The sequence below is a fragment of the Spiroplasma endosymbiont of Agriotes lineatus genome, assembly GCF_964019485.1.
GTDB lineage: Bacteria > Bacillota_I > Bacilli_A > Mycoplasmatales > Nriv7 > Nriv7.
In genome coordinates, this window is the sequence record NZ_OZ026448.1 from 504,250 (window position 1) to 519,493 (window position 15,244).

Consider the following 15,244-nt stretch of genomic DNA (forward strand, 5'->3'; position numbering starts at 1 on the left):
TTATCGCCTTGGATAGTATATAGAAACGGAGATTTTATTTATGGAAGAAAATATTAATAGGTGGCAAAAGACTTGAAAAAAAATTAGTAGTGGTGTTAATAAAGGAATTAATAAATCATTAAATGGTATTGAATGATTAGGAAATAAATTACCAAAACCATTTTATTTATTTATTTATTTGATTATTATTTTAATTTTAGTATCATTAATATTAAGTTATGTTTTACCTGATGGGGTTGTTTTAGAAAAATTTTATGATCGTAATACCCGGCAAGTAGTTGATAAATATCAACTAAATTTTTTTAATCTTATTGGTCGTGATGGCATTGTATGATGATTAAAAAACTTTATTAGTAATTTCATGGGTTTAGCAACAACGGGAATTGTATTATTAACAACGGTATTTGTTGGTGTGGCTGATAAATCAGGATTTATTGATGTTTCTTTAAGAAAAGTTGGTTCTAGTTTACCAAAAGTAATTTTAACTCCGGCTTGCGTTTTTTTAGGATGTATTTCATCATTAGCCGCTGATGCTGGTTATTTAATTTTAATTCCGTTGGCAAGCACGTTATATTATCGCGTCGGTAGACATCCTTTAACAGGGATGGCAGCAGTATTTGCTGGTGTTGCTGGTGGATTTACAACATCACTTATTCCGGGAAGTGTTGAGTTTATAATGTCTTCATTAACAAATGATTTTTTAGGTAAAGATTCTGCTTATCAAGTAAATCCATTATCAACTTATTATTTTACATTATTACTTTTATTTGTGTTTACATTAATTGGTTGATTTATTACTGAAAAAATTGTTGATAAAAGAATTATTGCTCATTATCCGATTGCTAAAAGAGATGATTTGCAAGTTAATAAAAATTTTCATTTAGATGATCAACAGCGAAAAGCAATGTGATTTGTTTTGGGATTTGTTATTATTTATATTATTGGAATATTATTAATGACTTTTATTCCCCAAGCGCCATTTAATGGTTTTATTAATAATATTACCAATATTACTCCTAATAAAAAATTGGAACCGAAAGACTATCAATTAACGACACACTTAGTATTAATTATTGGGTTTTTATTTTTAGGTATTGGAATAATTTATGGTTTTGTTGCCAAGACATTTAAAACTAAAAATGATATTGTTAATGCTTTAGTTATTGGATTTAAAAAAACTGCTCCAAGTTTAATTTTATTTTTAGTTATGACACAGTTTATTGCTGATTTTGCTCAATCAGGAATTGATATTGCTTTAGGATATTATATTGGTTTCGCAATTAACTTTAATAATACAACATTAACTTTATTTGTATTTATTTTAATCGTAACAATTATTAATTTATTTATTGGTTCAATGTCTGTTAAATGAGGGATTTTAGGTCCAATATTTGTAATGGCTTTATTAAAGTCGCAAATTCATCCAGCAGCCGCGATTGCCGCTTATCGTGTTGGTGATGCTTCAACAAATATGATTTCACCACTAATGCCTTATTTTCCTTTAATAATTATATGAGCAAAAGAATGAATTCAACCAAAACAAAAAGAGAAATTTGAAATTGGTTCAATGATGTCAATCATGTTTCCATATTCACTGTCTTTCTTATTAATGGGAACAATTATTTTTCTCCTTTGAAGTGTTACTGGAATTCCTGTTGGTGTTGATGGTTCAATTTATATTGATATTGTTACTAGTAATAATATAGCTAAATCAATTATATTACCAAGAAATTTAATTTATAATGTGCAGTCATCAATGTAATATGCTATTAAAATAAAAATTGAAGCTGGTAACTAAGCAGATATTTGTAATTAATCTTTGTTGTTAAATAGGACGCATAAAGTTTTTTTAGGTAAGAAAATATTTAAATAATTTTTAATGACAAGCAACAAAAATTTAATTATCATTTTATTTGGAAAATAAATAATAAAAAAATCTTTAATATCAACAAACATAATCTCAATAAAAGGTTATAAAAACTAAGGAAAGCGCTTATAAAAACAACATTAAAATAATTTTTTACAACAAAAATCATACATAAGAAATATATACTTAATTTGAATATTGAAATAATTTATAATAAATGATTATTTTTTCTTTTTTTAAAAATACCTAAGAAAACTAAACGCGACCCTATCTTAATAAGTTAAATAAAAAACTGCAAAAATAATATAATTACTATTTTAAAAATAATGATAATTACCAATTTTTAATAAAAAATAATTTTTCTCAGCAAGTAAAAGTGCTTATTTAAAAAAATAAAAATAATTCAATAAATATTTATTAAATAATCTTGCGGATTTTATTTTTGGTTTGTAATATTTGGAATGGCAACCATTTTTATGACACTTTTTATGTAGACTAGACTGCCATTTTCTAAATTCAACGGGTGTTAAATAATTTAAACTGTCGTGAATTCGAATATTGTTGTATCAATTAACAAAATCAAATAGTTCGCATTTTAATTGTGTTAAATTTTCAAATTTTTTACCCTTAATAAATTCCGTTTTAAAGGTTTTGTAAGTTGTTTTGGCCACAGCATTATCATAAGGACAACTTTTATTGCTTAATGATCTTTTAATATTAAAGGTTATTAAAATTTCATCAATGATTTTATTTTTGAACTCATTACCGCGATCGGTATGGAAATAAAGTTATTTGCTTTAATGGTCGTGTTATCTTTATGAAAAGCTTGTTGAACACTAGTTAAGCGGTTTTGTTTGGCCCGGCATTATAGCCAATTACTTCGCAATTAAACAAGTCAATTAATAAGCAAATATAATGTCATTTTCCTCGAACTTGCACATATGTTAAATCACTAACAACAACTTCATTGGATTTTTTGTCATTAAATTCACGATTTAAAACATTACAATTTGGTCATTATTAGCTGTTATTTTGTGATTACGATATTTTAATTTGATGTATCTAGAGTATCTAGAAACCAAATTATTTTTGATCATAATGCATCTGATTTTTCGCCGCGATAAAATGATATCTTTTCTTATTAAAACAGTTTTAATTTTACAAGCCCCATAAATTTTGCGACTTTTATTAAATGTATTGACAATTTCTTGTTCATAATTATTAACTTGCTTGTTAGTGCATTTATTAGGTTGATAATAATAATACGTTGATTTTGATAAACCCAAAATCTTACATATTTTCCTCACTGAATATTTGTTTTTGTTGTTATTAATTATTGTTATTTTTTGGCCATTATCAGTGCCGCTTGCTTTAAAATATCGTTTTCCATTCGTAATTGTTTTAATTCTTTTCGTAAATAAATTAATTCATTTTCTTCATTACTTTGATATCTTTTGCTTTAAAAGAACCAAAATTATCGAATGATTTTATTCAATTATAAATAGCAGATTTTGAAATACCATATTCATTAATAATTTCAATAATGATTTTCCCGTTTTGATAAAGCATGACAATTTGTTTTTTAAATTCATCTGTATATGAATTTTTGCCCATTTTTATATTCCTACTTTCTTGATAATTTTATCTTATTTTGAAAGTCCACATAAATATGGTCCAACTTATTATAACCTATCCAATTTGTAATTTTATATTATTACTAAAATGGTTAAAAAATATAACTTTGTCTTTTCCTTGGTTAGTTTTATTTTAATAGATAAATATTTGTTAAAATAAGACATCACAAAACGATTACTTTACTCCATCTAATATTATTAGATACTCAATGACCTAACTGACAATTTTCTAAAACAACATTTTTACTTAAAATATTTGGATCTAAAGAAATAAACTGATAACCATAAAAACTATTTAATACTATAATTCCTAAAACTCCTGAATAGCGTTTTTGCATATTATTCGTAAAAACAAGAGCAAACAATCAATGCTTAATATTTTCAATATCATAATTATTTACTTAAATAATTATATAAACTTAATAAATGTTATTCTTCGCTACCAACAGCATTAATGATAGAATTAAAATCTAACAGCGGATAATAATTATGGCATAATATTGTTGTTCTAATTTTAGCAATTAATATTTTTAAAAAAGGATAATAACCTGATTCATTTTGTAATTGATTAGTATTATGAATAAACTTATCATAAATCAATTTACTATTTTCAGAAACTTTTTAATATTTTTTCATAACAAAACTTTAATGATGCTATTTATTGAGATTGAAAATAATATTTTCTAACCATCTTTGCATACTGCATAATTGCTTCCATACCAATAAGCATCATCACTATTCATATCTAAATATTGACTATGATTTTTATCTCTTATTATTAGTTTGTTACGATTATTCGTTTCAAAAACACAATTATTTATAACCAGCTAAAAGATTTTCATTATCCTCATTAACATGATATAGTAGTTTTACAAAACTAATACTTACTAATAAATAAATATTAAAAAAACTAATCATTTTTCACATTACAATTATCTCCTAAAATATTTTTAAAATTTACAGTTAGTATTAATATAATTTTATATAAAATATTTTATCATGTAATTTTAAAAATTATTATTTGATACTAAATTAATACTAAAATTTTTACTTTTCTTTTATTTATTAACTACATCAATATTCTTTTTTAAATTAAGCTTTACCTAAACTACCAAATTCTGCTAATAATTGTTTAGATTTATTCTCAACAGCGACAGTTCCCGGATTTAATAATTTTCGTGGATCATAACCTTTACTAGTTTGATCTTTTTCAGCAACAATATACTGTCTTGTTGCTTGTTGAAATTCTAACTGTAATTCCGTATTAACATTAATTTTACTAATTCCTAAACTAATTGCTTGTTTAATTTGTTCCATATCAATTCCCGAACCACCATGTAACACTAATGGTAAAGAAATATTTTCAGAAATATTTTTTAACAAATCTAATTTTAAACCATCCCAATTTTCAGGATATGGACCGTGAATATTGTTAATTCCGGCAGCTAAAAAATCAACAGCCAAGTTTTTCATTGCTTGACATTCATCAAGTGTTGCTAATTCACCAGTACCAATAACACCATCTTCTTCACCACCAATAGTTCCGACTTCGGCCTCAACAGCAACACTTTTACGATGAGCATATTTTACTACTTGGGCAGTTAATTTTAAATTTTCAGCAAGAGGATGATGACTACCATCAAACATTACTGAAGAAAAACCAGCATCAATTGCAGAGATACACGATTCAACAGTTTGACCATGGTCTAAATGTAATGCCACGGGAACAGTAACCTTAATGAAATCCATTAGATTAGTAACCAGTCCATAAACAGTTTTAACCCCCCCCATATATTTAATTGCCCCTTCCGATACTCCTAAAATTACCGGACTATTAGTTTCTTGTACTGCTTTTAAAATTGCTTTAATTCATTCTAAGTTATTAATATTAAAATGCGCAATTGCATAATTTTCTTTTCTCGCTTTTTGCAACATTACTTTTGGATTAACTAATTTTGCCATTTTTATCCCCCAAGATTAAAATTTGTTAATGTGCTTTAATTACTGCTTCAATAAATCCAATAAATAATGGATTTGGTTTGTTGCTAGGTCGCGATATAAATTCAGGGTGATATTGACTACCAATAAAAAACGGATGGTTCTTTAATTCAATAATCTCCACTAAAGATTGTTTTTTATACATGCCACTAAAAATAATTCCTTTTTCTTTAAATAAATCCAAATAGTCATTATTTACTTCATAACGATGGCGATGTCGTTCTTGGACAACCTTTTTCTTATATAATTTAGAAACAAGTGTTTTATCTTCAATATTAATATCATAATTTCCTAATCGCAATGTACCACCAATATGATTAGTTGAATTTTTTCCTCTAATTAAATGTAATATCGGATTTTTACATTCAGGAAAAAATTCTTCAGAATGAGCATCTGGCAATTTACAAACATTTTGGGCAAACTCAATTAATGCCGTTTGCATACCTAAACAAATTCCAAAATAAGGAATATGATGTTTTCTAGCATACTTAGCAGCTAATATTTTTCCTTCAATGCCGCGATAACCAAACCCGCCTGGTACAATAATGCCTTTACAATGTTTAAAGATATCTTCATAATTATTTTCATCAATATCATTGGCATCAATTCATTGAACTTTAACATCAACGCCTTTTTCATAACCAGCTAACTTTAATGATTCTAAAACAGATAAATACGCATCCGGTAATTCAATATATTTACCAACTAAATAAATCGTAATAACTTTATTTTTGGCATCACAAGCTTTTTGCAAAAACAATTTTAATTTCTTTAAATTATTATGTTTAATTTTTAAATGTAATAACGAGGTAATCGTTGTTAAAATATCTTGTTTATAAAGAACAACTGGTACTTTATAAATATTATCAACATCATAAGTACTAAAAACAGCATTACGATTGACATTACAAAATAAGGAAATTTTATCAATTAATTGTACTGACAATTTTTGTTCACTACGAGCAAGAATAATATCTGGTTGAATTCCTAACGATAATAATTCTTTAACTGAATGTTGGACTGGTTTTGTTTTAAATTCACCGCTAGCAGCAATAAATGGTACTAAAGCAGCATGAATAAATAACACATTTTCTTTCCCTTTTTCCATTCTTATTTGACGAATCGTTTCAATAAATGGTAATGACTCAATATCACCAACAGTGCCTCCAATTTCACCAATAATAATATCGGCTTTACTAGAAGTTGATGCCAAATAAATCTTATTCTTAATAATATCTGTTAAATGTGGTACTACTTGAACTGTTTTACCTTCATAATCACCATTTCGTTCTTTTTCAATTACTTCTAAATATGCTTTACCAGCAGTAATTGATGAATAGCAAGTTAAATTTTCATCAATAAAGCGTTCATAATGACCTAAATCCAAATCAGTTTCACTACCATCAGCAGTAACAAAAACTTCACCATGTTCATATGGATTCATTGTTCCCGGATCAACATTAATATATGGATCAAATTTTTGCATAAAAACCTTTAATCCACTATCTTTTAAAATATGACCAATTGAAGCACTAGCAATTCCCTTACCTAAACTAGAAACTACACCCCCAGTAATAAAAATATATTTTGTCATTATAATTCACCTTCTCTAACTCTAACAACTAGTTATTTTCTTCCATTTCCTTTTCAATTTCATCTCAATCAACTTCATCTTCTTCTTCTTCTTCTTCGTTATCAACTTCTAATTCATCTTCATTATCAATACTTTCTTCAAAAGCATCATCAACTTCATCAATAATTTCAGTAATTTCTAATTCTTTAGAGTCAATATCATCATTAATAGCAAATAAAAACTCTATTTGTTTTTTAATTTCATCAAACTTATAATCTTGTCGTAATCCTCATTCGTTATCTTGAATTAACAAAAAACGATTATCCAATACCATATCAGTATATAAATTAACCATTTCTTTTGCTTCGACTTCAATTGGTGTTTCCTTGGCAATCTTAACATAATTATAAATTTCTTTAAAACCAGCGCGTTTTAGTTTAATAAGAAATTCATATGCCAGATCAACTAGAGAATTATTCATATATTATCTCCTTCTAAATCTATGTTTGTACTAAAACTTCTTTCGGTAATAATACATATTGTTGGCTTTCAACTTGTTTACTACTTTGTTCATTAGTATTAATTAATTTAGATTTTTTTTCTAAATTAAATACTACATCATTTTTATTAATTAATTTAATTGGTTGTTCCATTAAATCTTGCTGATATAATGTTGGCTGATTAAATTCTTCAATAATTAAATAATAATCTAAATCATAATTTCCTGCAACTAACAATTTTTGATAGTTTTTTAAATCATTAGCGCTAACATTAGTAATTAATTTAAAAAATCTTCGATCAACAATGCGGTCTGTTAAATCTTGCAAAATATTATCTTCTTCTTTAGCTAACAAACTAAAAAAACCCATTAAACTATAATCATCAAGTTGTAAATAATGACTTACATTTAATTGTTCCGGATTATTTTCTTGTAATAAAAGTTCAACTAAACTAATATCAGTTTTAAACTTAAAATTTTTTGTAAACAAATATTTTAAGCGTTTAAAAATATTTACTAATAAATAATCAAAACTAATGCCAACCTTATGATTATAAATTTGTCAATACATATGGTAACGACCTAACAAATAATTTTCAATTGCAAATAATGCTTTTTCATCATAAACAATTTCATTATTAACAATTCGTAAATTTTCCATAATTCAATCAATATCAAAATTTCCATATTCAACACCTGTATAATAAGAATCTCTTAACAAATAATCCATTCGATCACAATCAAGTTGGGAACTTACTAATGATAAAAGAATTTTATTAGGATGATTTTTAACAATAATTTGACAAACAGCTTGCACATCAATATTAAATGCTTTTAAAACTTGATTAATTTGCGATTGTTCATTTTGAATAATGGCAATTGTTCATTGTTCATGATTAATTGGCGAAACTTTTTCAAAACTATGAGAAAAAGGACCATGCCCTAAATCATGTAATAAACCAGCAATTTTTGTTAAAGTTTTTTCTTCATTAGATACGTTATCAAAACTAGAATTTTTAAAAATTTTATCAATTAAATAATAAACTCCTAATGAATGACTAAAACGATTATGAACAGCACTAGGAAAAACAAATTGTCCACCACCTAATTGTAAAATTCTTCTTAAGCGTTGAAACTCTTTACTATTAATTAAAGCAATAATAACTGATTCTTGAACATTAATATTACCATAAATACTATCGCGAACCATTCATTGACTCATCATCTTACCCCGCCCTATTAAGTATTTCTAATATTTCATTAATATTATTCATAACTTTTTTTTGACCTAAAAGTTTAATTGTTTTTACTAATTGTGGTCCTGCCATTCGTTTTGAACTAGCAATTCTAATTGGCATCAATAAGTCTTTACCTTTAAGATTTAGTTCTTTTTTAATCATAGTAATAATGCCATTAATACTATCATCATCTCATTGCTTTAAATTTTCAATTAATTGCTTAAAACTATTAATGACTAATAAAGCATCATTAGTTTTTAAATATTCAATAATTTCTGTGGCCACAATATCATCTTCAATAAACATAGCAACTAAAGCACTTATTTGTTGAGCATAAATTAATTCTTGCTGATACAAACTAACTACTTCCTGTCACCAAACTAACGGATATGCTTTCATTTCATAAATTTTACATAAAAATGGAAAACATAATTCTCAATAAGCAATCGCATCTAATTTTTGAATATACTTATTATTAATTCAATTAAGTTTATTAACATCAAACCAACTACTAGATTTACTAAAACGATTTTCATCAAAAATAGCAATTAATTGCGATATTGAATAAATTTCTTGGGTGTCTGGTGGTGATCAACCTAATAAAACAAAAAAATTAAATAAAGCCTCTGGTAAATATCCTAATTCCCGATACTGACTAATAAATTGAACAATTGTCCCATCACGTTTTGACAATTTTTTCCGATTTTCATTAACAATTAATGGTAAATGACCAAAAATTGGTGGTGTTCAATTAAAAACTTCATATACTACTAATTGCTTCGAAGCATTAGATAAATGCTCCTCGCCTCGTAAAACATGACTAATTTTCATTAAATAATCATCAATAACAACAGCAAAATTATAAGTAGCAACTCCATTTGATTTAATAATAACAAAATCACTAATATCTTTACTAGCAAATATTACTTCTTTCCGTACCAAATCATTAAGAATATAAGATCTATTTTCTGGGATTCGAATTCTAATACTTGGTTTAATTCCTAAAACTTCTTTTTCTTTAATATCAATAATAGAAAGACTTCAACATTTGCCATCATAACTTGGTGCTATCCCTTGCTTAATTTGCTTTTGCTTCACTTTTGTTAATTTTTCTGCTGAACAATAACAATAATATGCCAAACTATTAGTAACAAGCTCATTAGCATATTTAATATAAATTTGTAAACGCTCAGTTTGCTGATATGGTCCAAAATTACCTAATGTATCAATAGTTTCATCAATAACAATATTTAATCATCGTAAATTATCTAATTGTGACTTAATACCATCACTAACATTTCGTTCTAAATCAGTATCTTCAATTCGTACAATAAATGTGCCATTATAATGTTTAGCAAATAAATAATTAAAAATTGCTGTTCTGGCACCACCAATATGTAAATATCCTGTCGGACTTGGCGCATAGCGTAATCTTATTTTGTTCATCTATTTATTGTCTCCATTTCTTTTAATATATAAAAAAATAAATTAGTTTTTAACTACTAATTTATTTTACACTATAATAATTACTTTATTGTGCATAAAAATGTTCAATAACTTAAAGATCTTAAACATTAAAACGGAAATAACAAATATCACCACCAGAAACTAAATAATTTTTTCCTTCAAATCGTAACTTTCCTGACAATTTAACCGCACTCTCACTACCATATTTAACTAAATCATCATAACTATAAACTTCTAATTTAATAAAACCACGAGAAATATCATTATGAATAATACTAGCACATTTAATAGCTTCCATACCACTTTTAAATGTTCAAGCACGAACCTCTTTCTTACCAGCTGTAAAAAATGTTGATAAACCTAATGTCCGATATGTTTTTGATATCATTTGATCTAAGCCTGATGTTTCTAAATTTAATGATTTTAAAAACTCTTCTTTATCATTATCTTCTAACGACGAAATTTCTAATTCTGTTTTTGCACAAACAACAATAACTTGTGATTTCTCAGCAATGGCATAATCCTTAACTTTTTCAACTCACTTATTAGTTTTATCCACTAAATCTTTTTCACTAATATTTGCAATATACAAAATCGGTTTATTAGTTAAAAAACTATGATGTTTAATCAGATTAACTTCTTCAACTGTTAATTCTAAACGACGAATCGGTTTACCATCAAATAACGCTTCTTTAATTTTCTTTAATAAATTAATTTCTTTCATTAAAACTGAATTTTTATCATTTTTAACAATTTTTTCTAATTTTTGTAATATTTTAATAACGATATCATAATCTGCTAAAATTAATTCTAAATTAATAATTTCAATATCTCTAATCGGATCAATCGTAGTTTCAATATGATTAACATTACTATCATCAAAACAACGCACAACTTCACAAATGGCATCAACTTCACGAATATGACCTAAAAACTTATTACCTAAACCATGTCCTAATGATGCTCCTTTAACAAGGCCCGCAATATCCGTAAACTCAAAATTATTAGCAATAACTTTCTCAGGTCGAAAAATTTCTTCCAACTTATTAAGTCTACTATCTGGTACTTTAACAATACCAACATTAGGGTTAATCGTTGTAAAAGGATAATTTGCTGTTTCAACTTTAGAATTCGTAATGGCATTAAATAATGTTGATTTTCCAACATTAGGCAATCCGACAATTCCCGCTTTTAAAGACATAATTTCTTTATTCCTCTTTCATATTTAATATTTAACTAATAAATAAAATGCTAATAGCATAAAATATTAATTTACTAAAACAAATATTTACCTACTGATTATACCAATAATCTTAATAAAATTTAAATTTTTCTCGTAAATGGTCGCGTTTAGTTTTCTTAGGTATTTTTAGAAAAGTAAAAAATAATCATTTACTATAAATTATTTCAATATGCAAATTAAGTATATATTTCTTATGTATGATTTTTGTTGTAAAAACTTATTTTAATGTTTTTTTTATAAGCATTTTTCTTAGTTTTTATAACCTTTTATTGAGATTATGTTTGTTGATATTAAATATTTTGTTTTATTACTTATTTTTTAAATAAAATGATAATTAAATTATCGTTGCTTTTCATTAAAAATTATTTAAATCTTTTCCTACCTAACAAAACTTTATGTTCCTTCATATTATTATCTGTGGATAGGCCACAATAAGTTGGACCATAATTATATAGACTTCGAAATTATTAAGAAAGAAGGAATATAAAAATGGGAAATAAAACCTCATATTCTGAAGAATTTAAAAAACAAATTGTCATGCTTTATCAAAACGGGAAAATCATTATTGAAATTATTAATGAATAGGGTGTTTCAAAATCTGCTATTTATAATTGAATAAAATCATTCGATAGTTCTGGTTCTTTTAAAGCAAAAGATATCAAAGTAATGAAGAAAATGAATTAATTTACTTACGAAAAGAATTAAAACAATTACGAATGGAAAATGACATTTTAAAGCAAGCCGCACTGATATGATAATGGCCAAAAAATAACAATAATTAATAACAACAAAAACAAATATTCAGTGAGGAAAATATGTAAGATTTTGGGTTTATCAAAATCAACGTATTACTTACTATCAACCTAATAAATGCACTAACTAACAAGCAAGTTAATAATTATAAACAAGAAATTGTCAATACATTTAATAAAAGTCGCAAAATTTATGGGGCCCGTAAAATTAAAGCTGTTTTAATAAGAAAAGATATCATCTTATCGCGGCGAAAAATCAGATGCATTATGATCAAAAATAATTTGGTTTCTAAATACACCAAATTAAAATATCGTAATCATAAAACAACAGCTAATAATGCCCAAATTAGTAATGTTTTAAATCGTGAATTTAATGACAAAAAACCTAATGAAGTTGTTGTTAGTGATTTAACATATGTGCAAGTTGGCGGGAAATGACACTATATTTGTTTATTAATTGACTTGTTTAATCAAGAAATAATTGGATATAATGCTGGGCCAAACAAAACCGCCGAACTAGTTCAACAAGCTTTTCATAAAATAACACGACTATTAAAGCAAATAACTTTATTTCATACCGATCGTGGTAATTAGTTCAAAAATAAAATCATTGATGAAATTTTAATAATCTTTAATATTAAAAGATCATTAAGCAATAAAGGTTGTCCTTGTGATAATGCTGTGGCCAAAACAATTTACAAAACCTTTAAAACAGAATTTATTAAGAATAAAAAATTTGAAAATTTAACACAATTAAAATGCGAACTATTTGATTTTGTTAATTGATACAACAATATTTGAATTCACGGTAGCTTAAATTATTTAACACCCGTTGAATTTAGAGAAAATGACAGTCTACATAAAAAGTGTCCTAAAAAAGGTTGCCACTCTACTTTATGCGCCCAAATTGCAATTGTTATTGGAAAAACTGAACTTTTTTATATATAATTACTATTAAACATATTATAGAAACGAGGACATATTATGGAGTTGAAAGCTATTGGTGCTTCAAACGGAATTGCCATTGCTAAAGTATATAAGTTAATTGAACAACGAATTAAAGTTGAAAAAGAACAAGTTACTAATATTAAAGAGCAATTAAAAAATTTAGAACAAGCATTGGATGTATCGCTTAATGAAATTCGAAAATTGTATACTGAAACTCTTAAAAAACTTGGCGAAGATAAAGCAAAAATTTTTTTGGCTCATGAGCAAATTATTAGTGACCCAACTATTATTGATGAAATAAAACAGATTATTACTAGTGAACAAATTACTAGTTCGTATGCGAGTTTTATTGTTGCTAATAAATATATTGCGATGTTTAAAACGATGGATGATGCTTATATGCGTGAAAGAGCAAGTGATATTGAAGATGTTACTAATCGTTTAATTAAGCATTTATTAGGAATGCAAATTCAGGATTTAGCAATTATTGATAAAGAAGTAATTATTGTTAGTTCTGATTTAACGCCATCACAAACAGCACAATTAAATCCAGAATTTGTGAAAGGATTTCTTTGCGAAATTGGCGGCAGAACATCACATGCGGCAATTATGGCGCGTAGTTTAGAAATTCCTGCTATTTTAGGATTAGAAAATATTACTAGTAAAGTAAATAATGATGATTTAATTATTATGGATGGAAAAAGTGGCGTGGTCATAACTAATCCTAGTAGTGCTCAACAAGTTAAATGAAAAGAATTACAAACGCAATGAAAAATTAAGCAACAACAATTGCAAAAATATAAGAATGAGCCAACAATAACTTTAGATGGTCATAAAGTTACTTTAGAAGGAAATATTGGTTCTTTTCATGATGTTGATAGTGTTATTGATAATGGCGGTAATGGAGTTGGATTATTTCGTTCGGAATTTTTATATATGAATAGTAATCAATGACCAACTGAAGAAGAACAATTCCAAGCATATAAAGCTGTCTTAGAGAAAATGCCTAACAATGTGGTTGTTATTCGGACACTTGATATTGGTGGCGATAAACATTTATCGTATTATCAGTTTGAATTGGAAATTAATCCTTTTTTAGGTTATCGAGCAATTCGTTTGTGTTTAGATCAAGTTGATGTTTTTAAAACGCAATTGCGAGCATTACTAAGAGCATCGGTTTATGGTAAATTAGCAATTATGTTTCCTATGATTGCTACTGTGAATGAGTTTAAAGAAGCTAAAGCCATAACTTTACAATGTAAAGAAGTATTAAAGCAAGAAAATATTGCTGTTAGTGATGATATTCAAATTGGAATGATGGTTGAAATTCCTATTGCTGCGGTAATGAGTGATATTTTTTCTCAATATGCTGATTTTGTTTCAATTGGAACTAATGATTTAATTCAATACGGAATTGCTGTTGATCGAATGTCCCGGAAGGTATCATATTTATATCAACCTTATCATCCAGGAATTTTAAGACTAATTAAAATGACAATTGATGGTTCTCATTTAAATAAGAAATGAGTTGGAATGTGTGGTGAAATGGCAGGAGAAATTTTGGCATTACCATTATTATTAGGAATGGGATTAGATTACTTTTCAATGTCATCAACATCAATATTAGAAGCAAGAAAAATTATTAATAGTTTAACTAAAAAAGAAACAGTTGTTCTTGCGAATGAGGCTTTAAAATGTCATAATGAAAATGAAGTAATTGACCTTGTTACTAAATTCTTACAAGAAAAGAAATTAATTTAATGTTTTTAAATATGATATTGGCAATGACAACAATAAATAAAAATATGGGTATTGTTTTAACTATTAGTTGTCTTATTTTGACAATTTTATGTTTTGTTATTCATTGACTGTTAGTAACAAAATATTTTTCAAAAGTTATTTATAAAGATACATTGTGATTTTTTATTAAGAAAAATATTTTCTTTTTATGTGGATGTATGTTTACTCTCGGGTTTATCGCTTCCTTAATTTCTGTATTGAGAATATTTGGTTAAAAGATATATG

10 protein-coding genes and 2 pseudogenes are annotated in these 15,244 nt (G+C 26.2%); 3 read left to right on the top strand and 9 right to left on the bottom strand.

From position 1 onward, the window contains the following. Positions 1-40: 40 nt before the first annotated feature. Complete coding sequence (locus AACK93_RS03280) at positions 41-1,762, top strand: AbgT family transporter (protein WP_339025250.1); 1,722 nt, start codon at positions 41-43, stop codon at positions 1,760-1,762. 614 nt (positions 1,763-2,376) lie between these two features. Here AACK93_RS03280 and AACK93_RS03285 read toward each other — a convergent pair. The 9 genes and pseudogenes from AACK93_RS03285 to ychF form a co-directional block, all read right to left on the bottom strand. Beyond that, positions 2,377-3,481: pseudogene (locus tag AACK93_RS03285) on the bottom strand (IS3 family transposase); the annotation flags it as partial. Positions 3,482-3,629: 148 nt separating this feature from the next. Continuing rightward, complete coding sequence (locus tag AACK93_RS03290; protein WP_339025251.1) at positions 3,630-3,866, bottom strand: hypothetical protein; 237 nt, start codon at positions 3,864-3,866, stop codon at positions 3,630-3,632. Between the two features lie 64 nt (positions 3,867-3,930). Continuing rightward, positions 3,931-4,101: a hypothetical protein gene (locus AACK93_RS03295; RefSeq protein ID WP_339025252.1), complete on the bottom strand. Its 171-nt coding sequence runs from the start codon at positions 4,099-4,101 to the stop codon at positions 3,931-3,933. Positions 4,102-4,593: 492 nt separating this feature from the next. Then, complete coding sequence (gene fba / locus AACK93_RS03300) at positions 4,594-5,463, bottom strand: class II fructose-1,6-bisphosphate aldolase (RefSeq protein ID WP_339025253.1); 870 nt, start codon at positions 5,461-5,463, stop codon at positions 4,594-4,596. A 25-nt stretch (positions 5,464-5,488) separates the two neighbouring features. Next, the gene (locus tag AACK93_RS03305) at positions 5,489-7,093 is read right to left on the bottom strand and encodes a CTP synthase (protein ID WP_339025254.1); all 1,605 of its coding nucleotides are present in this window, start codon (positions 7,091-7,093) and stop codon (positions 5,489-5,491) included. A 28-nt stretch (positions 7,094-7,121) separates the two neighbouring features. Then, positions 7,122-7,553, bottom strand: coding sequence for a DNA-directed RNA polymerase subunit delta (gene rpoE / locus AACK93_RS03310; protein WP_339025255.1), 432 nt, complete (start codon positions 7,551-7,553; stop codon positions 7,122-7,124). 19 nt (positions 7,554-7,572) lie between these two features. After that, the gene (locus tag AACK93_RS03315; RefSeq protein WP_339025257.1) at positions 7,573-8,796 is read right to left on the bottom strand and encodes an HD domain-containing protein; all 1,224 of its coding nucleotides are present in this window, start codon (positions 8,794-8,796) and stop codon (positions 7,573-7,575) included. Between the two features lies 1 nt (position 8,797). After that, positions 8,798-10,255 (bottom strand): glutamate--tRNA ligase, encoded by a 1,458-nt coding sequence (gltX, locus tag AACK93_RS03320; RefSeq protein WP_339025258.1) that lies wholly within the window; start codon positions 10,253-10,255, stop codon positions 8,798-8,800. Positions 10,256-10,376: 121 nt separating this feature from the next. Continuing rightward, complete coding sequence (gene ychF / locus AACK93_RS03325) at positions 10,377-11,477, bottom strand: redox-regulated ATPase YchF (protein WP_339025259.1); 1,101 nt, start codon at positions 11,475-11,477, stop codon at positions 10,377-10,379. A 531-nt stretch (positions 11,478-12,008) separates the two neighbouring features. Between ychF and AACK93_RS03330 the strand changes: the two are divergent. Both AACK93_RS03330 and ptsP read left to right on the top strand, forming a co-directional pair. Further along, a pseudogene (locus tag AACK93_RS03330) lies at positions 12,009-13,114 on the top strand (IS3 family transposase); the annotation flags it as partial. A gap of 141 nt (positions 13,115-13,255) precedes the next feature. Continuing rightward, the gene (ptsP, locus tag AACK93_RS03335) at positions 13,256-14,980 is read left to right on the top strand and encodes a phosphoenolpyruvate--protein phosphotransferase (protein ID WP_339025260.1); all 1,725 of its coding nucleotides are present in this window, start codon (positions 13,256-13,258) and stop codon (positions 14,978-14,980) included. The last annotated feature ends 264 nt before the right edge of the window (positions 14,981-15,244 follow it).